We start from the raw sequence: 21,650 nt of genomic DNA on the forward strand, positions 1-21,650 counted from the left end.
GACAATCCCTCCCGCCGAAATGGATGCCGTCCATATAAAGGACAACAAAGCCATTTCTTCTTGGCCTCAGTATATGCAGGCAGGGAGGAATAGGTTAAAGCCCATGACCGAGATCTAAATGAACAGCTGCATATCGCTTTCCAGCGCATCCTTCAAATAGGTAGCAGCATCAATGATTTCTACCTCAGGCAGCAGTTCCTCCGGCTTGAAGCCCATAATATCTACAGACAGCTTGCAGGCGTAGAACTTGATGTTTTTTTTGCGAGCGCCTTTGAGAAAATGAATGAGCTTGGGTGCGCCTTGATCTTCCATCATTTCCTCCAGCATTATTCGTCCCAAGCCACTGAAATTCAGATGGGAGAGCGGCAGCTGCTGAGGACCCTTCGGCGTGATGACATCCATCAGTTTTTCATAAATAGTCTTGTCCTCCAGGGACATCTTCTCCGGGTCACGCACTAGAAACAATCCCCAAAAAGAGAAAAACATCGTCACTTCCACGTCAATATCCCGTGCTGCATTAGCAAGGATTAACCCCGCCATCGCTTTATCATATTCTCCGCTGAACATCAGCAGATTCATTTTTTTGCCCATATGATGTCCCCTCCATGATCGTTATGGAATGTACATAGTATGGTTAGTGTATCTGAGAAGTATGCTTCGATCTATCCAGTGAACCTGCGAAAAAAGCCCCCTTGCGGGGGCTTAAATATTCGCTGCTATTCATGTTTAGTTATTTTGAGGTACTTTCGGAATCGGCTGATTCCGGATCAACAGGGCGGAGGCGGTCATAATGGCGCGCAGCATACCAGACGCTGCCAGTAAACAGCACAATGAGTCCCAGAATAATAGCGAACCGCCAATCGCCTGCTTTGAAATTCAGCTGCAGTACGGTCAGTACGAGCGCAACCTGGGTCCATACAAGTGTTCTTTTGCGAAAAGCCGAAATATCTCCAGTCATCGTTGGCATGCCGCGGATAACACGATAAGCAATAATGGCCAGGATCAGCGCGAATATAGCGGTTCCAGCTAATTCTGCAGGTGATAATACATTCATCGTCTCAAAATCCTTTCAGGTTATCTAATCTTTATTATAGCGATCCTCGGCTACATTACCAACTCGCTCTAGTGTCAATTATGAGACTAGTTTCCGGATTTCTGCCGGAGGGAGCGCTGGGAAGAATAGAAAGCCCTGAATATAAGGGCAATTATGCTGAATTAAGAAATCAGCTTGTTCCACAGTCTCCACGCCTTCGGCAATAAGATCATAGCCTAGCTGTGAGGCAACATAGACGATCGATTTAATAATGGTCTCATCAATCGTGCTGACTCCAATGCCTGTGATAAACGTGCGATCAATCTTAATTTTGTTGACAGGGAAATGTTTTAAATAGTTCAAAGAGGAATATTTGGTGCCAAAATCGTCAATGGACACCACAATTCCGCGATCGCGCATTTGTTGCAACAGTGGATAATGCTCTTCTAATAGGGCAGTGCTTTCCGTAATCTCAAACTCCAGCACTTCCGTCCCTAATTGATATTGATCGAGTACGGCGAAGAGGTTCTCCAGAAGATTGCGATTATAGAACCAGCTGTTGGAGATATTGATAGACGTACGCAGCAAGGTCATTCCATCTGCTCTCCACGCACAGAGCTGTCTGCATACTTCACGCAGCACCCAATCTGTAAGCTGAATCATTAAACCAGCCTCTTCTACGGCGGCAATAAAGGTTCCTGGTCCGATTAGCCCCTTCTCCGGATGATTCCAGCGGATCAGGGCTTCCATACCAATCATTTCTCCAGTTATGGCATTGATCTGCGGCTGATAATGGAGCACGAACTCGTTGCGCTCCAGCGCAAAATGCAGGTATTTGGCAATCATCGTCCGCTGCAGCAGCTTCTCCCGCAGCTCCCAGTTGAAGAGGAAATAATCGGCATCTTCCTGAGATTTGGCCTGATACATCGACATGTCGGCAAATTTCAATAGATCATCCTTATCTAGCGAGTGCTCCGGGTATAGAGAAACTCCTATACTAGTAGACAAGCTAAGCTGGGCCCCGGCGATATTCAGCGTCTCAGAGATGAGGGTACTAATCTTCCCGGCAATATCAGGGATACTCTCTGGAGGAATATTTTCAAACAGCATGATGAATTCATCACCGCCTGTGCGTGCGAACATGGTGAAGGGCAGATTTCCATTAGCCAGTCGTCCGGCCAGTACCTTAATCACCTGATCGCCAATGGAATGGCCGAGGGTATCGTTAATCTCCTTGAAGCGATTCAGATCGAAGAAGAACAAGGTATAGGTCTGAGTAGGTTCGGCAGACTGCAGAAGGCGCTCGAATTCCTCCATGAAATAACGTCGATTCGGAATATCTGTCAGAGAGTCATAATGAGCCAGCTTCTCATACAATCGCTTGGAAATGCGCAGATCCCGGGTACGGATGCTGACTATACGCTCCAGATCTCGGTTAAAGCGATTCTGATGCCACATGATATAGAGGATGAACGCGATGATAAGCAGGAAGGCCACATCGATCCAGAGAAGGCTTCTCAGCACCTCCCATTTCTTGTTCGTATTCAAGGCGACACCCATCAGCCAATGTTGATTATAAATTTCGAGAGGCGCGGTAAGTTGTTGCTCGGGGTTATGGTTCTGGTTTCCGAACAGGAAGGTATGATCCGCTTTAGTCACATAAACCTCAGAACTTGTGAGTAGGAAGTCCACGATATCATCTATTCGCATAGTAACCGACACGATGCCCTTAACGGAGTCGCCGTTATACAAAGCCTGTCTGATCACCATGCCATAATTACCCTGAGCTAGCGTCCGGGGACCATCCACTGTTATTTTACGAGAGCGAAGGGTCTCTTGGATCAAGCCTGGTGAGGATAATGCAGAATCCAGAAATAGACTTTTATTCAGAATCGCAGTATTGCCCGCGAGGGGATAGACATACCGGATAAGACCATCCGGAGCGATCATAATATTCATAATATCGCTTGAATTGCCGTAGGCCACAGCCAGATAATGATTAATAATCGCAGGGTCAGCATCAAAGCCAACTGCCTGGATAAAAGCACTGACGCCTTTTACAATCGAGACTCTCTCTTCAATGTTCGATGTCAGCATCACCGCCTGAGACGAAAGGTCAGCTTGTTCAGCCCGGTATTCACGATCCATCGATAAGGAATAGTAATAAAATAGTGAGAGCTGAAGAGCAACTAAGAAGCCGAGGATGATGGTTAAGTGCTTTTTACTAATGAAAGCCATGGAGTGCCTCCGATATCGGAAAAGTTCAACATGAGTACTGGAATGAATAAAGGATAGATTACCATGCTGGTAAAAAAAATATGTCGAGAAATGTCGTAGGTACTATTACAGCATGTCATTTTTATGGGCTTTGCGCAAGGGAAATCATGCTAAATACAGTTTAGAATTAAAAACGGATAAACACGTTCCGCCAAAGGGCAGTTTTGCGCTTATCCGTCGCTCTTGATATATGCAATTTCGTAAGATTACTACAAGGCAGTTACCTACTTCTTGAAGATACCAAGTGGAGCTCCAACAGGTAGGAAGGTACGTCCAAAATGAGCGTTAAGCACAGAAGCGCCACAGCCGTAAAGTGAAACAATACCAATCCCAAGCTCGGCACAGGCAGCAAGTTTATGGAATACTTCAGCAGCAATGCCGAAGGAATCGAAAGTCAGGCCCAGAAAGAGGAAATCGATCAATATAAAGATGATGAGTAGTACTTTATTAGCCTCTACCGCGCCAAGCGTCATAAATAGTGTAAAGACCAGATAACCTAGAAATACAAAACCGAGTTGCTTGGGATCAATACCAGCGGCCAGAGTAGCACCGAATACGCCAAGTTTGATTAACCAGCTAGCCGCCATACCAAACCAGAAGAAGGCATAAGCGGAAAATGCGGTCATTCCGAAGGTATTATTGTGTTTGGCATCCTGGATAGCAGCAAATAGCTGGGCAAAGGCGCCAAGGAAAATTGCCCATGGAATTGCATAGCTGAGACCTGTTGTGATTTCGAGCTTTTGTGAAGAAGCGACCAAGGTGACGATAGCCAGTCCGAATAGGCCGATGGCACTGGGATCCGCAGTGATGATTTTGACGGATTGAGTAGATGGGGATTGCGCTGACATGACAGTTAAAGCCTCCAATATTCAAAAGTGTTCGCTCATAGCAACAGCACCCAGAGGGTGCTGTATAAGCTTGGCCTATCATATCATATCGCCAAGAACTTGCCTATAAATTTGGAATCATTTTTTGTCATAAAATAGAGCATCCTGTGACAAAAAAGCAGGAATAGCCGATGATTTAATCGGCTTGCTAATATAGTAACCTTGCAGCTCATCGCTTCCCAACTGGCGCAGCAGGTCGAATTGTTCCTGCCACTCAATGCCTTCGGAGATAACCTTGAGGCCAAGGTTGTGACTTAGCTCAATAATAGCTTTGACTAGCACATCGCCCTTAGGCTCCGATGTAATCTCGGAGATGAAGGAGCGGTCAATCTTGATCACATCAACAGGGAAACGTCGTAGATAACTTAGGGAAGAAAAGCCTGTGCCGAAATCATCCAGTGAAATGCGGAATCCATGCTCTCTAAGCTGCTGCAGCGACTGGAAGATATTATCCCCAGATACCAATACACTTTCTGTGATTTCCAATTCCAGACAAGAGGCGGGAAGATTATATTCCTGAAGCAGTTTTAACAGGATTTCTAAAAGTCCAGGCTGCATCAGCTGCCTAGCCGAAATATTGACCGCAGCACTTAACTCAAGACCCTTAAGTCGGAACTCCCGCAGATCGGAGCATACTTGAGCCAGCACCCAATTGCCAATGCTGATAATGGAGGCGCTGGTTTCGGCCAGCGGAATGAACTCTGAGGGAAGCACCGCGCCATAAGTTGGACTTGTCCAGCGCAGCAGCGCTTCTACCTTGGTTATCTTCAGTGTGTCTGAGGATAGAATCGGCTGGTAATGAACTTCAAATTCATTGTTCGCTATGGCAGATAGCAACTGCTGTACGATTACCTTTTTACGTCTTACGCTTTCCTCCAGCACCGTTGAGTATTGAAATATATTGTTGCGTCCTGACTCTTTTACATGGAACATCGCCAGATCTGCCTGCTTGACGAGTAAGTTAGCGTCCTCACCATTCTGAGGATAGACGCTGATCCCAATACTGGCCGTATTATACAGGAGATGCCCATGAATCTGATGTGGTGCGGCTAAAGTCTCTTGAATTCGCGATAGCTGTTCTGTAGCCTCGCCATTTTCCGGAATGTCTGCTAAAAGAATAGTGAATTCATCGCCGCCAAGGCGGGAGACTACATCATTCTGACCCATGACGCTTGAGATCCGGGCAGCGATTTCCCTTAACATAACATCGCCAAAATCATGCCCCAAGGTATCATTGACGGTCTTAAAATGATCAAGATCAATAAAGAGCAGCACAATTTGTCGCTGTTCTTCTTTTGCTGCCGCAATGGCTTGATTTAGCTTTGTGAAGAAATGGGAGCGGTTAGGCAACTGGGTGAGCGGGTCGAGCATCGTTTGTAGCCGCAGTTCTTCCTGTGCCTCTTCCAGGGAGGAGAGCATGCGATTGAATTCATGCTCCACATCGCTGAATTCATCTCTACCCTTAATGCGGATGCGGATGGATAAATCCTGACTGTTGCCGATGCTGCGGATATTTCTTATTAATGAAGACATCCGCTGCAGAACGGAGCGGTTGACAAAGACTAGGCTGGCGACGCACATCAGCAATGTTGTTCCTAAAAAGAACAGGCGAAAGTTAATAATAGATCGCATACCGTTGTTATAAATCTCACGTGGCTGTTCCACTGAGATGACTATACCGGGATTTCCGAATAGGTCATAAATAACGGTATGAATGGAATTGAAATTCTTAGAAACTGCGGTAATCCAGGTATCTTTTCCCCCGCTCTTGGCAAGCGATAAGGAGGAAGCCGGAACCATCGTAGCTCCATACCCGATTCGTGTGATTTCTTTCGGGTCCAGCATTCTTCCGGCAATAGCCATTCCTCCCAGCGGAGGCACCTTCTCATTATTTAGAATAGGTGTAAGGGTGATCAGCATGGGACCCTCATCTAACATCACAATTCCTGTCCTGCTATCCTCTAATCCTGCAAAGGTCGGAAAATGGCTGTTAATCAAGGAGATTTGATTTAGAAGCTCGGGGGTTAGTGGAGAAATAACTCCAGCATGTTGATCATATGTACCTCCATAAATCGGCTGCCCTAACTTGTTCAACAACGCAATCATATCGAAATGATTGATTTGATAGGTGAGCTCATCATAATTACTTTTAATGTAGGGGGCGTTAAAAATATCTTTTGGGATGGGTGATTCCACGAAGTGGTAGGTTTCATCCCATACTGAATAATTGAGCAGGTTGGACTTCATAGTCTCCAGTTCATTCTGGTAGGAAGAGACTGCAGTTGTCATTTTATCCTTTAAGAGGGCCTCATCAAGCTTATCGAAGCGGTTCAATAATATATAATGCACCAATATGTAAATCACGCTTATTCCAAAGAAAGCCACGATAGAGATGAATATCAATATTTTTTTGCGCAACTTCATGATGCTCTCCTTAAGATTTCATAGATTCAAGAGGGAAAAAGTTCCAACTAGGACAGTGTACCATGATTATGGAACAATTTGAATCGTGAACCCACCCCCAAATTGTCGAAATTTGATGTATAATAATAGCTATTAATAATCATTCTTAAATGATAATAGGAGGCGTTAAGCTCAATATGAAGAAGTGGACGTTATTTAAGAATGCCTCCCGGTTTGGAGTCATTCCAGTTATGCTAATACCCATTGTCCTGGGAACCGTTGGGGCCTATGTGTGGGAAGGAACATTCCATCCGTTTTTGTTCATCATAACCTTTGTAGGTGGTGCAGCTGCACATTTATTCTCCAATATGGTGAATGATCTTTGGGATTTTCGTAATGGAGCAGATGTGGAGGCCCATAATACACCTGATGTAATCACAACAAACTCGGGCTTTCTGTCTGGTGGTGTGCTCTCTGAGTCCATATTCGCGTTTATGACGTGGAGCTTGCTTGCTATTGCTGTGCTTTGTGGCGCAGTTCTTAGTATATATAGTGGCTTAGAGCTTCTCTGGTTTGTAGCTGGCGGTGCATTAATCGCCTATTTCTATGTAGCCCCACCGTTGCGCTTTGGCTATCGGGGTAAAGGATATAGCGAGTTGTCCATCTTTATTGCCTTTGGTTTGATGCCCGTTCTGGGTGCTTATTTCGTACAGACCGGCGAGTTCAGCATCAAGCCTGTGCTTTTGTCGTTTCCTGTAGGTCTTCTGACCACATTGCTGCTGTTCAATCATCATTTTTTACACTGGAAATCGGATAAACAGGCTGGCAAGCGGACGTTAGTTGTAGTCTGGGGAGAACGGAGAGCACTGGTATTCTCGCATGTGCTGCTCTATATCTCTTATGCTTCCTTGGTAGCCTGTGTCATTCTCGGTGTGCTTCCGGTCTATGCCTTGCTTGCCCTGCTTACAGCGATTGCACCGGTGCATGTCTACCGCAGTCTGCAGCCGCAGAATGCCTCTCCAGCCTATTTGCCGCTGATGGGTGCGTCTTTGCAAGCGTCTGTGCGTTGTGGTGCGATTATGGCCGTGGCTTTACTGATCCAGGGATTGATTTGATGTAGTGCTCATTTGACAGATAAGGGTGAATGCTGTGAATGTACGAAGTTTTCTGAGGTTTGTTGAGCTCCCCACGAAGGTTGCCAGTATCATTCCATTACTAATGGGAACGTTGTATGCCCTGTATCGGTTCGAGGACTTTTATGTTCTGCGCTTTCTGCTGATGTTCGTATCATTGCTGAGCTTTGATATGGCCACAACGGCCATTAACAACTATTATGATTTCAAAAAAGCGGCAAAAACCAAAGGCTATGGTTATGAGACCCACAATGCCATTGTTCACTTTAAGCTGAAGGAAAGTGTTGTGGTTGCGACCATAGTAATCCTGTTGGTGCTAGCGGTGGGCTGCGGAATAGTACTCGTTGCTCAGACGGGGCTGCTAGTTTTTTTGCTGGGTGGACTGTCGTTCCTGATTGGAATTCTATACTCCTTCGGACCCATACCCATCTCGCGGATGCCCTTGGGAGAGCTGTTCTCGGGCTTATTTATGGGATTTGTCATCATCTTTATCTCTGCCTACATTCACACGGATGATACTGTTGTAGCGCTGCTGATTCAGGGGGGCTGGATTAATCTACACATTAATATGGTGGAGGTACTGTATCTCTTCTGGTTCTCGGTTCCGGCAATTCTGGGGATTGCAGGCATTATGCTGGCCAATAACATTTGCGATATAGAGGATGATATGGAGAACCGTAGATATACATTACCCGTCTACATCGGACGCAAAAATGCGCTTCTGCTGTTCAAGCTGCTCTATTATGCCTCTTATCTAGATCTTGTTGTACTGCTTATTTTAGGAGTGAATCCGCTGCTGGTGCTGCTGATCTTGCTTACCCTGATTCCGCTCCGTCGCAATATCGCTTTATTTACCGGAAAGCAGGATAAGGCAACTACCTTCATTCTGGCTGTGAAGAACTTTGTGCTGATGAATGCAGCACGTATACTGATTCTGGGTGTGGCTGTCTTGCTGAATGTGATAATGTGACGAATAGAGATTCATTGCATTTTGTGATAATGTGTCAGTATTGAATAGTGATCTATACCAAGAAAGAGGTGCACCTATGACGCAAAAGCTTCGTTGGGGAGTAATGGGCTGTGCGCAAATCGCCACAGGTTCAGTTATGCCGGCTATCGTAGATTCAGAGACTGGCATGATTAAGGCGATAGCTAGCCGTGGAATAGAAAAAAGCACTGCGGTAGCCGCAGAGTTCGGCGTGGAAAAGGCTTATGGCAGCTATGAGGAGCTACTGGCTGATTCTGAGATTGATGCTGTATATATTCCGCTGCCCAATCATCTTCATCGAGAATGGGTTCTTCGGGCTGCTGAAGCAGGCAAGCATGTCCTGTGTGAGAAGCCAATTGCACTGAGTAGCCAAGAAGCGGGAGAAATGGTAGAGGCCTGCAACAAGGCGGGTGTTCATCTGGCAGAAGCCTATATGTACCGGCATCATCCACGAATAGCGGAGCTGAGAGCTATCATCGCCGCAGGTGAGATCGGGGCGCTTCGCTCGATCCGGGGCACTTTTACATATAATGATGCTGCTGACAACACTAATATTCGCTTCAAATCGGCCTGGGGTGGAGGTTCGTTGTTCGATGTTGGCTGTTATCCGCTTAGTGCAGCACGGCTACTGTTTGATGCTGAGCCGGAAGCGGTAACCGTACAGGCGATCTTCTCGCCGGAGCATGACAATGTTGATATGATGGCATCCGGACTGGTGGAGTTTCCGGGGGGCGTAAGTCTGATTTTTGACTGCGGCATGTGGGCCTATAACCGCCAGCTGCTGGAGATTCTCGGCACAGAAGGACGAATTGAGGTCCCTATGCCGTTTAATGCCCGAGAAGAAGATGCTGAATTCTTCGTCTATACCGGTGACGGGACAAGACGCGTTGAAGCTACTGGCGCTAATCCCTATGTACGACAGGTGGATGATTTTGCAGCCACTGTGTTCGAAGGAAAACGGTTCATTGCTTCAGAGGACCCGGTATACAATATGAGGTTGATCGAGGCTTGTCTGGCTTCTGCCAAGCGGCGGGAGAGAGTTAGTCTGCTGTAGAAGAAATAAGTTTCCAAACACGATTCTGAAGGGTGACCAATGGTCACCTTTTTTTGATTTTTTATGAACGATACTTTTGTGTTAATTGAGCAAAAATTTGATAAAATAGGAATTGGATTGAAACTGATGCTAGCATTAGATTTCGAAGGGAGATTATGAAATGGGACTCGTAGAAGAACCAGTTATTTCAATTTCCGGCCTATGGATGAACTACTCAGACAGGATGGTACTTCGGGGGATTGATCTGAAGGTATTTCAGGGACAGATTATTGGCTATATCGGCCCTAACGGGGCGGGCAAGAGTACAACGGTCAAGATTATGCTCGGTCTGGTTGAGGGGTATAACGGCAAAGTGGAAATCTTCGGACGGGACATTGCGGATGGAGATACTGCCTACAAAAGAAGGATTGGCTATGTGCCTGAGGTTGCTGAATTATATGACAGCCTGACGGCCAGGGAATATTTGACCTTTATCGGTGAGCTGTATGGCTTGAAACGGAGTAGTGCGGATAATAAGGCGGAAAGGCTAATGACGCTGCTGGGTCTGGAGAAGTCATATGATATGCGGATTGCCTCGTATTCCAAAGGAATGAAGCAAAAGGTGCTGCTGATCTCCAGCATGTTGCATGATCCTGATATTTTATTTCTGGATGAGCCGCTTAGCGGACTAGATGCTAATAGTGTAATGATCGTGAAGGAAATCTTTGCCTCACTGGCTGCAAGAGGTAAGACCATCTTCTACTCGTCGCATATTATGGATGTGGTTGAGAAGATTAGCAGCAGGATCATTCTGATCGACGCAGGGAGTATTGTAGCGGACGGAAGCTTCGCGGAATTAAAGGAGAAGAGTGCTGAGGGCTCGCTTGAAGAGATTTTTAATCAACTAACAGGCTTTGATAAGTACCGGGATATTGCCGGTGAATTTGTCGCTTGTATGCAAGAGGTGTCTCCAGTATGAATGATTTTCTTGTACTCAAGCTACTGGATAGGCTACGGAGTGGGTTCAGAAGAATCGGTGTAGATTACGACTTGATGCGGAGTATCTTGCAGGTCAAGCTGACGATGGACGGAAGAAGAACACCTACAGTACTCGCAGGAGCGCAAAAGCGTGAGCAGAACAAGGATAGCTCTCCGATACGTGTGCATTGGTTATATTTACTGCTAGGGCTGGTGCTGATCGCTCTTATTGTGCAGAAGGATCACTATATGATGCAGATGAGTCTTATATTTGGTGTAGTGATGTTTATGATAACGACTACGCTAATATCTGATTTCTCGTCAGTCATGCTCGATCTGCGGGACAAAAATATACTGTTCTCTAAGCCAGTAAACCGTATTACCCTGAATATGGCGAAGAGTATCCATGTCATGATTTATTTAGTTACCATTACCTTAACATTAACAGGTCCTTCACTGGTGGTCTCTTTATTCAGTCAAGGGATACTATTCTTCGTGATCTATGGGATTATAATTATCCTGATGGACTGCCTCATTCTAGTGATTACTGCGCTGCTCTATTTGCTGATCATGAAGTTTTTTGACGGAGAGAAGCTCAAAGATATTATAAATTACGTACAGATCCTGCTGACTATCGGAATCACGGTCGGTTACCAGCTCATTTCCCGGTTATTTAATATCACTGAGCTGGGCTTATCTTTCAAGCCGGCATGGTGGCAATACTTTATCGCTCCGGTTTGGTTCGCAGCCCCCTTTGAGCTGCTGCTTGGTGGAGGGAGGGCAACCTATCTCATAGTGCTTACAGTGCTGGCTGTAGTCATTCCACTCCTGCTGATGGCCGTGTATCTTAAGCTAATACCACTCTTCGAACGGAGTTTGCAAAAGCTTGCAGAGCAAGGCTCCAGCGGTAGAGACAGTGCACGCTTGGCAGGCTGGCTATCCAACGTATTTTGCAGGAATCGGGAAGAGGGAATGTTCTTCCGTTTTACTTGGTCAATGATGAAGAATGAGCGGGATTTCAAGCTGAAGGTATATCCTTCGATTGGCTTTTCCATCGTCTTTCCATTCATCTTTTTGTTTAATATGGTCTGGGGTGAAGGTTCGGGGATAGCCAAAGATTCTAAGGCCTATCTTTTTATTTATTTCAGTGCACTGCTGATGCAGACCGTTGTACTGATGCTGAGATATTCGGCAAGCTATAAGGGCGCTTGGATTTATAAGCTTATTCCACTGCCAGAAACAGTTCCTATTTATCGCGGTATGCTCAAGGCAGCGTTGCTCCGGCTGTTGCTGCCGTTGTTTGCCGTGGAGGCGGTATTGTTCATTTGGTTATTCGGAATGCGTATAATACCGGACTTGGCAGCGGTGCTATGCGCACTGCTAATCTATTCGGTTATATGCTTCCGTGTGTTGCCACAGGCTTTGCCCTTCTCAGAGCGTTTTGAGGCTGTCAAACAGAAGGAATTCACTACAAGTTCGTTTATCTTGATTGCTATTTTGATGGTTCTGGCAGGCATTCATTATATCTTTACTACGTTCTCGGCTGGTGTTTACATCTATTTGGTAATTTTGGTTATTGCCAATATATTAATATGGCGAATTACCTTCCCGCAGAGTGATTCACACACAGGACATATTTCGCATTTTCAAGGATGAACCTAACGGCAAATATGGACATTTGATGCCGACCTTCAAAAAAGGTGGCAAGTTCCAGTATTTACTTAGACAGTCCGCCAAATACAAGGTAAAATACACAATAAAGTTGCCTTTCAGGGATTGCCTATAATCTTTACGCACTCTTCCTTTATTTGATATTTGTGTACTGATTTTTACTTGAGAAATGCACTCTAGCAAGTAGATATATCATAACGAGTGAAGAGGTTGACTATGGATCAAATGGGAATCCACTATAATTTTTGGGTTGTTTTGTTATCTTTCGCACTGGCGGCGACCGCTGCTTATTCAGCTCTTAATCTTACTTCTCAAGTATTTCGTTCTGCAGGCAAGGTTCGCAGGTTATGGCTGCTGTCGGGAGCCTGCGTACTCGGAAGCGGGATATGGGCCATGCACTTCGTGGGCATTATGGCCAGTCGACTTCCATTTGAAGTTAGTTACCACCCAGGTAAAGCTATTGTATCTCTATTAATCAGTATATTCTCCTGTTATATTGCACTCTGGATGGCCTCTGAGTCCCGCCAAGGAATATGGCGAATGATGATTAGCGGTTTATTCCTCGGAGTTGGTGTTTCGGTGATGCATTATGTCGGAATGTCCTCCATGGAGATGAAAGCGACTATTCATTATGATTGGCTAGCTCAAGGGTTGTCCATAATGCTCGCCGCGTTATCCGCTTATATCGGAGTGTTTCTGTTCCGCAAGTTTAAGGAATTCCCTAACTTCAGCCGCTGGAAGCTTTATTCAGCACTCTTCATAGGGACGGCTGTCACCGGAATGCACTACATTAGCATCAGGGCGAGTCATTTTGAATTTGACAGTTTGCTTGGAAGCAAGCCCTTCCTGATGGAGACTGACGTTATTCTACTTACGGGTGTTTCACTTGTTACCTTATTAATGCTTGGTATTTCTGGTGGTGCTGTGTTCTTGGATCGTCACGTACTTGAACGTATGGCTTACCATGATCCGCTTACCGAGCTACCAAATCGTCATGGTCTGGAGCGGTATTTCAAAGGTGATTTCTTCAGTAATATTTCAGGAGCTGTATTTTTTGTGGATCTGGACCGCTTTAAGTCGATTAATGATACGTTGGGTCATGATATCGGAGACATGCTTCTGCAAGAGGTTGCTGGTCGATTAAGGCGTTCTGTAAGCGATGAGGGGAAAGTCTTCCGCTTGGGGGGCGATGAATTCCTGATCGCTCTGCCAGATTGTACTGTGGAAGCAGCACAGGAAGCAGCAGAGCATATTTTGGATGAGGTCAAGAAATCCTACAGCATACAGGGAAATGAGTTATATGTCACCGCAAGTGTGGGAATCAGCATGTCTCCGGAGCATGGTACGGACCGTTCAGCTCTAATGAAGGCCGCGGATACGGCACTTTACACCTCAAAGGATTCTGGAAAGAATAAGTTCAGTGTGTTCGATCAGGAGATGAACCGGCATCAGCTTCGCCGGATGTCACTAGAGAAGGATCTTCGCAAAGCGCTGGCCCTCTCGGAGTTTATGGTTGTATATCAGCCTAAATGGGATTCTCTGATGAATGTTACTGTTGGTCTTGAGGCATTATTGCGTTGGAGACACCCGGAGCATGGTATTATTTCCCCGGTGGAGTTCATTCCGATAGCAGAGGAGACCGGACTCATCGTCCCCATCACGAACTGGATGTTATATGTGGTATGCAGCCAGAATATGCGCTGGCATAACGAAGGAGTGGCTAACGTTGCTGTCTCCATTAACATGTCTGCACGGATGTTCGAAGGCGGGAGCTTGTACGAGGTTGTAGAGGAAGCGCTCACGCGCTCCGGTCTTGCACCCCATTTTCTAGAATTGGAGATTACAGAATCCATTGCTATGAATAATATGGAGGAGACGGTGGCGCAGCTCACCAAGCTCCGAAAGATTGGAGTCAGAGTATCACTCGATGATTTCGGAACGGGCTTCTCATCACTTGGTAATCTGGATGAAATTCCGGTCAACACGCTCAAGATTGATCAGGTATTTATTCGCAAGAGCAAGATGCATTCCAAGAAAGCGATTATTAGCAACATTATTGCTATTGCCAGTAACCTCAATATGGAGGTGGTTGCCGAAGGTGTGGAGACTACCGAACAGATTGAATTGCTGCAATCCCTGGGCTGTCGGGTCATGCAGGGCTACTATTATGGACGACCTATGCCAGTGCATGAACTAGGCCAGTGGTTTATCGAGAATACAGCTTCTTGAATTGAAATGAATACATAGAAGATGGCGTACAGGAAGAGCGAAAAAATGGCAGGTCAGGGAATAATTCCCTTGACCTGCCATTTGCTTTATATGTGATCTTAAACCTTGAAGTTCTCGACGAGTACTTGCAGTTTCTCGGCCAATGAGGACAGGAATGTTGCAGAGGACTCTACTTCTTCCATAGCGGCCAGCTGCTGTTGTGAGGAAGCAGACAAAGTCTCCGCACCTTCTGCAGTTTGATTGGAGATGGAGACGATATGCTGGATGGATGTAACCAACTTAGTGGCTAGATCTCCCAACTCACTGACAGTAACGGAGATTGCCTGGCTCTGCTCCGCCATGCCAGATACTGACAGCTCAATCTCGGCAAAGGAGGTACCAGCTGTATCAATCATTTCTGAACTTTGTTCCATTTCCTTTGTGGAAGAAGCCATCATCTCGGTAGCCTTATCCATCTGATTAACGATCAAATTGATCAGTTGACCAATCTGGGCAGCTGATTGAGACGAACGTTCGGCCAGCTTACGTACGGACTGGGCGACAACGGCGAAACCACGGCCTTCATCGCCAGCACGAGCTGCCTCAATAGCTGCATTTAGTGATAAAAGATTCGTTTCTTCGGCAATACTGGCTATTACTCCGACAATACTCTCAATTTCTTTGGAATGACTGGAGAGTCGATTGATAATGCCGGATAACATACTGATGCTGCCGCTCATGATCATCATCTGCTCTGTAGTGGAATCCATGGATTCCCGACCGACCCGGGCCTTCTCTGCGTTCACATTTGCATGGCTCAGAGCTATACCAGCACTGGAAGCAATCTCTGAGATGAAGCGGGACATGTCCTGCACTGCCTGATAGCTTCCCTCTAGATTCTGTAATTGTACGTTTGCTCCATCGGCAAGCTCTATCGTAACATTGACGCTATGCTCGCCCGCCCGGTTCGTTTCTTGTGCGCTGGCGGAGAGCTCCTGGGATGAGGAGGCGACTAGCATTGAGGTATCGTTCACTTGTGTGATGAGCGTGCGCAGGTTCAGTGTCATCTCATTAAAGTCACGTGCCAAAGTGCCAATCTCATCCTTGCTTTTGAATAAAATGGGGTCATGGGTAAGATCACCCTGGGCCACGAGATTAACAGAACTGGACAGTCTGGTCAGTGGGCTAATCATGCGGCGAATTAACAGATAGGCAGCAATAATAGCAATCACCAGAATGGAAGCACCGATAATAAAAGGCTGAAGAATGATATCGTTAGTCCGTTCCTGAATTAAAGGGCCGTCAAAATTAATGGCCATTAATGCTATGATGGGTTTGGTAGGGTCATGATCCTGATAAATAGGGCCATAACCGGTCTTGAGGGAAGAACCCTCGTATGTATAGACCTTGGAGTATGCTGAATGCTGCATTTTAGTAATCATTTCTTTATCTTCTTTATTGAAATAGAAGGAATCTCCTGCTTTATACCCTCTTTTCTTAAAGCTGGCATCTGCGGCCAATACCTTGCCATCCAGAGATAAAATAAATGCTTCTTTAAAAATTGGCTTATGTTCAATAATCCAACCAATCCGATCTTCTATAGCAGACAGCTTACTATTATCTCCTGCGGCCAAGGCAGAGATATCTTTCGGATCAATAAGGCCAGTAGTGATATTGGCACAACCTACCAATTCTATTCCGGCTGCTTCGTCGATTTGCTGATAAGCAGCACGATATCCGAAGAAACCAATAGATGATCCCACAACAAGTAATACGACGAGCATCATCCAAGTTAATTTTGTAGCCAATTTCATCTTTTCACCAACCTCGGAAAATAGTTTTGACGTGACTCCTGCTGTCACTGCTACGATTATAGCTTATCGGTGACAATAGATCATTAGCTAGAATAAATTTATTTTGTGTCGGATAATGCCAGAATATGACAGGGAATGTTACTTTCGTAATGTCTAAATGATGTGCTAGACAAATCAATTGAATCATGACCTGATAAAATGGTACCCTTGTATTAGGACAAACGGACTGGGAGCTGAGTGGGATGACGCAACAAATAGATCCGTTAGTAGAAGAGATTGGAATGTCCATGTGGAGAGTACAGCGCAAAATAATCTCACAAATGTCATTACATAAAGAAATCGGCCTTACTGTACCTCAATTCGGCTTGCTTCATATGATTGCTCAAGAGAAGAAATCGCGAGTGGTACAGCTGGCGGAGAAGATGGAAGTGAAGTCCAGCGCGGTTACTGTAATGCTGGATCGCCTAGAGATGCTTAATCTTATCGCACGCGTGCAGGATGAGAATGATCGACGCGCTGTAGCGGTTACCCTTACAGATAAGGGCGAAGGTGTGCTAAAAGAGGCGCAGTATCGTTCGAATCTATTGATATCCGATTGCTTGTCTATATTGGAGCCAGAAGAACTGCAATTCTTTGCTAAGTGTTTCCGAATGCTGGAGAAGCAGGAAAGATAGTTACAGTTCCCCTATAAATGTAAGAAAGCCACGCTCCCAATGGGGGAACGTGGCTTTCTTGTTGTTCTATTTGGAAATTTTTTCAGGTAGCTGAGTTACATAGTTATCGGACAGCAACAGCAATCTTAACGCTCGATTGTATTCATCCTCCGTTGCAGAGGGTTTCTGTCCTCCCGTAGCGAGCTGAAATTGTGTGTTATCCTCAAAGCTGTTACCGGGAATCAGCAATCCGGAGTTGGCAATGAAGGAGCCGGAGGGCAGATAATAACGTTCTGGCAATAGATTATATTTCTCACTGAGCAGATCCTGGCCGAAATGCAGATTGTTCTTCATGGAAACACCCAGCAGTCCAGCAGCGGTTGGCATAATATCCACTTCTCCACCAACCTGTTCCAGCGTCTGCGAATCCGTATTGCCTCCACCATGGATAATGAGCGGGATATTCAGCATATTAGCGTAGCTATAATCATGGCCATATATTTCCGTCATCAATTCCTTATCATCGTGATCCAGCGAATAAATCGGCAATCCCATATGATCACCATAAATCATAATCACACTGTTATCCCATAAGCCATTAGCTTTCAGCTCTTCTACGAATTGCCCGAACGCAACATCGGCGTAATTCTGAGCCCGGATATAATCACCGACAAAGGTCCCCTCGTAACGTTCCGGCATCTTCATCCGGAACTTCTCCTCAGGTATTGTGAACGGGTGGTGGGCAGACATGGAGATGACCTGCGCGTAAAAAGGTTGACCGCCCGCACTCATATCTTTCAGCTTATCCGCTGTTTTACGATAGAGCACTTCATCTGAGGCTCCGAAGAAAAAGGTATCTTCATCACCAAAGAAATCATGATCATAATAATGCTCCCAACCGAGTGAGCTGTACAGTTCACTCCGGTTCCAGAATTTCACATCATTAGTATGAAAGGTGGCAGTCTGGTAGCCATTCTCCTGTAACAAGCGGGGTAGACTCGGCAGCACCCTATCGACATAAGACGTTGTAGCCGCTCCACGTGGAGGAATGTAAAAGGAAGTGTTCACTACGAACTCGGCATCTGAGGTATTTCCCTGACCTACCATCTGATAGAAGTTAGGGAAGTACAGGCTATTATCCCCTAACAGCCGATTCAGGTTAGGTGTGATCTCTTGGCCATCAATCTTAAGTCCCAGCAGAAAGTTCTGAAATGCCTCCATCTGGAGGATAATCAGATTCTTGCCTTTAGCTGCACCCTGGAACGAAGAGCTGTCGGTTGTGCCGATACCTTTTAGTTTATCTACAACATCCTGTGTAATCTCTTTAGCATTCACAACCTCTGGTTTACCTTGAGCAAAAATAGTATAAGCCTCATAATTGAGAATACCCATTTCCTGTGCTTTCTTGATCTCATTCATACTGGCTTTGTTGGGTAAAATATTGAAAAAGCATAACCCTAGAGAAACGGCGAACAGAAGGCTGTATTTCAGCTTTGCGCCACTGCGATTAATGTTTTCCTTTTTATAATTCCGGCCTTTTTTGTTGAAAAAGAAATAGAAACCGAGGCCAATAATGTCTATGAAGATCAGCAGATAATAAGGGTCCATGAGCGAGAATACACTGTCGCCGACTTCCGTGACCTGACCTACCTGTTCCGCTGCATGATAAGTGACAATGACTCCGAAATATTTGAAATACATAATGGCGGCAAAAAAGATTGCGGTTACGACAAAATTGACGGTCATATAATAGCCAAGTTTACGTTTGGAGGCAAAGCGCTCAATAATACAAAAGAGAGCCCAGGCAAAAGGGATTTCTGTCAATAATGATTTCCAAGGCAACAGGTCTCCAAAAATGACACCCCAGGCCAAGAAGCTTTTGAGTATGATTACAATTGTAAAAAATACAAATGGTTTAACAATCCACCGTTTGATATTTAGGGACGACACAGCTTCGCCTTCTTTCTACATGATGAAACGCTTGTTTCTCGGCTAGGAAGAAGCAGCGTAAAGACAAGGGAATTCCATAGTAATAGAATTTATTATGCAGCGCTAGACAGGGAATGTCAAAAACAGAATAGGAAGTAAAGTCTTTGTGGAAAGCGTAAACTCAATGAAGCGGGGTTAAAGCTGTTGCTCCTGTCATCAGATGGGATTATATAGTGCAATGAGAACGGAAATGCTCATTGCAAGAAAAAAGGATGTCCAGAAAATACATGGGGAGGGCATGAAATGAAGCATGAGGTTGCTATATCCGTTAGAGCACTTGTGGAGTATGCCTTTCGCAGTGGCAGTATCGAGCCGGGGTTTCACAGTGCTGCATCAATGGCGGAAGGAACGCGTATCCATCAAAAAATACAGAAACAGTATAAAGAGGAAGATCAAAAGGAGGTCTATTTAAGGATCGAAATCCCTCACAAAGAACTGTTGTTCATTGTCGATGGACGGTGTGACGGTCTGCTCGTATCGGAGGATGGAGAGCTTATCGTTGAGGAGATCAAGTCAACCTTTGGACCGCTGGACCTGTTGGGTGAGGGGCGTGAAGTGCATTGGGCACAGGCGCTGATGTATGGCTTTATGATCTCGCATGAGCAAGGTCTTCCTTCTATACAAGTAAGACTTACATACGTTCGTCGGGATGGAGAAGAGCAGAGAAGCTTGCACAGGAGAGTATCTATAGAAGAGCTTAGCACCTTTGCCGCTGATACGGTAGCAAGGTATGCGCCTTATGCAGAAATGCTGCTCGCGCATGAGATGCGAAAGGAAAGCAGCATCCGGGAGCTTTCTTTTCCATTTCCTGCCTACAGACAGGGACAGCGGCATTTGGCTGGAGCAGTCTACAAGACTGTTTCAGAAGGAGTCAGTCTGTTCGCCCAGGCACCAACCGGAATCGGCAAGACGATGTCCACCCTGTTTCCGGTAATCAAAGCGATGGGGGAAGGACAGGTCCGGGGTTTATTTTACTTAACGGCCAAGACGGTTACCCGACTTGCTGCACAGGAAGCTATATCGCAGCTGTTGGCGCAAGGCCTTCAGCTGCATGTCATTACACTGACTGCTAAAGATAAGGCCTGTTTTCGGGAAGAGGGGCTCTGCAGTAAGGCTGCCTGTCCATTTACGGACGGGTATTATGATCGGATTAACGGTGCTCTGATGGACATACTGGAGCAGGAAACGTTGATGACACAAGAGATTATTGCAAGGTATGCCTTGAAGCATCAAGTGTGCCCCTTTGAGTTCTCACTGGATGTAGCCTATGTCTGCGATGCGGTAATCTGTGATTACAACTATATCTACGATCCCCGGATCAGCTTAAAACGGCTGTCGGAGGTGCAGAAGAAACAGACGGTACTGCTTATTGATGAGGCGCACAATCTGGTCGACCGGGGACGGGAGATGTTCTCCGCTTCCTTACAGAAGGCACCATTTCTAGGGCTGCAGCGTGAATACAAGGTTGTGAACAAGAACTTAAGTGTCGCTGCCAAGGAGATAAACGCGTTCTTTATTGCTCTGCGCAAAACCTGTAACGAAGAAGGACAGGGGAAGTGGACTTTTTTTCCAGACGAGCTGCCAGCTCTGCTAGAGACGTTTACCGCAGAAGCGGAACAGGAACTGGTCAGCCCTTCTTCTGTCCTTATTAATCCTGAAGGAGAAGACGAGGAGAGTCTTCTTGATACTTATTATGCAGCACAGGGGATGTTGCGTACATTCAAGATCTATGATGAGCGCTACATTACTTATGCGGAGGTTCGGCGCGGCGATGTGTTTTTGAAGCTGTTCAATCTGGACCCTTCGTATCTGTTGCAGCAAATGGCGAAGCGTTTTCGCAGCCGGATTCTATTCTCCGCGACGCTCTCCCCGTTGTCCTACTATAGAGATATGATTGGTGCAGCAGAGGAGGATTACAGCGTAGTTGTGGCCTCGCCCTTTCATAAGGAGCAATGGGAAGTATCCATCCTGCCTGTGTCTACAAGGTATCGTGACCGGGCGGAATCTCTGCTGCCGCTCAGTGATGCCCTGAAGGGGATGGTCGCTAGGAAAGGGAATTATCTTGTTTTTTTCCCTTCTTACTTGTATTTGCAGAATGTATACGAGGTGTTTGCTGAGAAATATCCTGAAATAGTAACACAGGTGCAAGGGACCGGCATGAGTGAACGGGAAAGAGAGGATTTTCTGGCTGCTTTTCGTCTCGACAATCCTGAAACCTTGCTTGGCTTCGCTGTACTGGGAGGAATTTTCTCCGAGGGTGTAGATCTGCCGGGCAACCGTTTGAATGGCGTGATGGTCGTAGGAGTGGGCCTGCCACAGCTTGGACTAGAACGCAATCTGCTACGCGGGTATTTCAATGCCCTTGGCAAGAATGGCTTTGATTACGCCTATGTCTACCCAGGGATGAGTAAAGTGCTTCAGGCCGGAGGACGTCTGATTCGCAGCGAGAATGATACAGGGATTATCATATTGGCGGATGACCGTTTTTTACAAAGTCCCTATCTGCATTTGCTTCCTGAGGAATGGGGGGACTTTCCTTCTACAGAGATAACATCGTATACTTAATGAAAAGGCATACATTAC

Annotated in this window: 15 protein-coding genes; 8 read left to right on the plus strand and 7 right to left on the minus strand. The window is 45.9% G+C overall.

Features of this window, described 5'->3' with window-relative positions; translation table 11 throughout:
• Positions 1 to 114: 114 nt before the first annotated feature.
• From GJB61_RS14270 to GJB61_RS14290, 5 genes are all read right to left on the minus strand, one after another.
• The gene (locus GJB61_RS14270; protein WP_154119166.1) at positions 115 to 591 is read right to left on the minus strand and encodes a DsrE/DsrF/DrsH-like family protein; all 477 of its coding nucleotides are present in this window, start codon (positions 589 to 591) and stop codon (positions 115 to 117) included.
• Positions 592 to 730: 139 nt separating this feature from the next.
• The gene (locus tag GJB61_RS14275) at positions 731 to 1,054 is read right to left on the minus strand and encodes a hypothetical protein (RefSeq protein ID WP_154119167.1); all 324 of its coding nucleotides are present in this window, start codon (positions 1,052 to 1,054) and stop codon (positions 731 to 733) included.
• A 78-nt stretch (positions 1,055 to 1,132) separates the two neighbouring features.
• A complete protein-coding gene (locus tag GJB61_RS14280; RefSeq protein WP_154119168.1) occupies positions 1,133 to 3,271 on the minus strand; it encodes a bifunctional diguanylate cyclase/phosphodiesterase in 2,139 nt (712 codons plus the stop codon).
• A 263-nt stretch (positions 3,272 to 3,534) separates the two neighbouring features.
• On the minus strand, positions 3,535 to 4,158 hold the full coding sequence (locus GJB61_RS14285) for an acetate uptake transporter (RefSeq protein ID WP_154119169.1): 624 nt from the start codon (positions 4,156 to 4,158) through the stop codon (positions 3,535 to 3,537).
• Positions 4,159 to 4,275: 117 nt separating this feature from the next.
• The gene (locus GJB61_RS14290; protein WP_154119170.1) at positions 4,276 to 6,621 is read right to left on the minus strand and encodes an EAL domain-containing protein; all 2,346 of its coding nucleotides are present in this window, start codon (positions 6,619 to 6,621) and stop codon (positions 4,276 to 4,278) included.
• Between the two features lie 176 nt (positions 6,622 to 6,797).
• Between GJB61_RS14290 and GJB61_RS14295 the strand changes: the two genes are divergently transcribed.
• From GJB61_RS14295 to GJB61_RS14320, 6 genes are all read left to right on the plus strand, one after another.
• A complete protein-coding gene (locus GJB61_RS14295) occupies positions 6,798 to 7,715 on the plus strand; it encodes a prenyltransferase (protein ID WP_154119171.1) in 918 nt (305 codons plus the stop codon).
• A gap of 34 nt (positions 7,716 to 7,749) precedes the next feature.
• Positions 7,750 to 8,703: a 1,4-dihydroxy-2-naphthoate polyprenyltransferase gene (locus tag GJB61_RS14300; protein ID WP_338115814.1), complete on the plus strand. Its 954-nt coding sequence runs from the start codon at positions 7,750 to 7,752 to the stop codon at positions 8,701 to 8,703.
• Between the two features lie 76 nt (positions 8,704 to 8,779).
• The gene (locus GJB61_RS14305) at positions 8,780 to 9,775 is read left to right on the plus strand and encodes a Gfo/Idh/MocA family protein (RefSeq protein ID WP_154119172.1); all 996 of its coding nucleotides are present in this window, start codon (positions 8,780 to 8,782) and stop codon (positions 9,773 to 9,775) included.
• Between the two features lie 160 nt (positions 9,776 to 9,935).
• On the plus strand, positions 9,936 to 10,733 hold the full coding sequence (locus GJB61_RS14310; protein ID WP_154119173.1) for an ABC transporter ATP-binding protein: 798 nt from the start codon (positions 9,936 to 9,938) through the stop codon (positions 10,731 to 10,733).
• Positions 10,730 to 12,388, plus strand: a complete 1,659-nt coding sequence (locus tag GJB61_RS14315) for a hypothetical protein (protein ID WP_154119174.1) — start codon at positions 10,730 to 10,732, stop codon at positions 12,386 to 12,388. Before GJB61_RS14310 ends, GJB61_RS14315 begins: the two co-directional genes overlap by 4 nt.
• Before the next feature lie 231 nt (positions 12,389 to 12,619).
• On the plus strand, positions 12,620 to 14,632 hold the full coding sequence (locus GJB61_RS14320; protein ID WP_154119175.1) for a bifunctional diguanylate cyclase/phosphodiesterase: 2,013 nt from the start codon (positions 12,620 to 12,622) through the stop codon (positions 14,630 to 14,632).
• Positions 14,633 to 14,730: 98 nt separating this feature from the next.
• Here the strand turns inward: GJB61_RS14320 and GJB61_RS14325 are convergent, their stop codons facing one another.
• On the minus strand, positions 14,731 to 16,425 hold the full coding sequence (locus GJB61_RS14325; protein ID WP_154119176.1) for a methyl-accepting chemotaxis protein: 1,695 nt from the start codon (positions 16,423 to 16,425) through the stop codon (positions 14,731 to 14,733).
• Positions 16,426 to 16,667: 242 nt separating this feature from the next.
• On the opposite strand from GJB61_RS14325, the gene GJB61_RS14330 reads away from it, so the two are divergent.
• A complete protein-coding gene (locus GJB61_RS14330) occupies positions 16,668 to 17,099 on the plus strand; it encodes a MarR family winged helix-turn-helix transcriptional regulator (protein WP_154119177.1) in 432 nt (143 codons plus the stop codon).
• Positions 17,100 to 17,165: 66 nt separating this feature from the next.
• Here the strand turns inward: GJB61_RS14330 and GJB61_RS14335 are convergent, their stop codons facing one another.
• Positions 17,166 to 19,028 (minus strand): LTA synthase family protein, encoded by a 1,863-nt coding sequence (locus GJB61_RS14335; RefSeq protein ID WP_338115815.1) that lies wholly within the window; start codon positions 19,026 to 19,028, stop codon positions 17,166 to 17,168.
• Positions 19,029 to 19,310: 282 nt separating this feature from the next.
• Here GJB61_RS14335 and GJB61_RS14340 point away from each other — a divergent pair, with 282 nt between their 5' ends.
• Positions 19,311 to 21,632: an ATP-dependent DNA helicase gene (locus GJB61_RS14340; protein ID WP_154119178.1), complete on the plus strand. Its 2,322-nt coding sequence runs from the start codon at positions 19,311 to 19,313 to the stop codon at positions 21,630 to 21,632.
• Positions 21,633 to 21,650 lie beyond the last annotated feature (18 nt).

This window comes from Paenibacillus monticola (assembly GCF_009664975.1).
In the GTDB taxonomy this organism is placed as follows: domain Bacteria; phylum Bacillota; class Bacilli; order Paenibacillales; family Paenibacillaceae; genus Paenibacillus_AQ; species Paenibacillus_AQ monticola.

Bases quoted from the DNA above. Each gene is read 5' to 3' on its own strand.
- GJB61_RS14285 (WP_154119169.1), bottom strand. From the start codon at position 4,158: ATGTCAGCGCAATCCCCATCTACTCAATCCGTCAAAATCATCACTGCG.
- GJB61_RS14325 (WP_154119176.1), bottom strand. From the start codon at position 16,425: ATGAAATTGGCTACAAAATTAACTTGGATGATGCTCGTCGTATTACTT.
- GJB61_RS14280 (WP_154119168.1), bottom strand. From the start codon at position 3,271: ATGGCTTTCATTAGTAAAAAGCACTTAACCATCATCCTCGGCTTCTTA.
- GJB61_RS14330 (WP_154119177.1), top strand. From the start codon at position 16,668: ATGACGCAACAAATAGATCCGTTAGTAGAAGAGATTGGAATGTCCATG.
- GJB61_RS14295 (WP_154119171.1), top strand. From the start codon at position 6,798: ATGAAGAAGTGGACGTTATTTAAGAATGCCTCCCGGTTTGGAGTCATT.
- GJB61_RS14290 (WP_154119170.1), bottom strand. From the start codon at position 6,621: ATGAAGTTGCGCAAAAAAATATTGATATTCATCTCTATCGTGGCTTTC.
- GJB61_RS14275 (WP_154119167.1), bottom strand. From the start codon at position 1,054: ATGAATGTATTATCACCTGCAGAATTAGCTGGAACCGCTATATTCGCG.
- GJB61_RS14340 (WP_154119178.1), top strand. From the start codon at position 19,311: ATGAAGCATGAGGTTGCTATATCCGTTAGAGCACTTGTGGAGTATGCC.
- GJB61_RS14320 (WP_154119175.1), top strand. From the start codon at position 12,620: ATGGATCAAATGGGAATCCACTATAATTTTTGGGTTGTTTTGTTATCT.
- GJB61_RS14270 (WP_154119166.1), bottom strand. From the start codon at position 591: ATGGGCAAAAAAATGAATCTGCTGATGTTCAGCGGAGAATATGATAAA.
- GJB61_RS14315 (WP_154119174.1), top strand. From the start codon at position 10,730: ATGAATGATTTTCTTGTACTCAAGCTACTGGATAGGCTACGGAGTGGG.
- GJB61_RS14310 (WP_154119173.1), top strand. From the start codon at position 9,936: ATGGGACTCGTAGAAGAACCAGTTATTTCAATTTCCGGCCTATGGATG.
- GJB61_RS14305 (WP_154119172.1), top strand. From the start codon at position 8,780: ATGACGCAAAAGCTTCGTTGGGGAGTAATGGGCTGTGCGCAAATCGCC.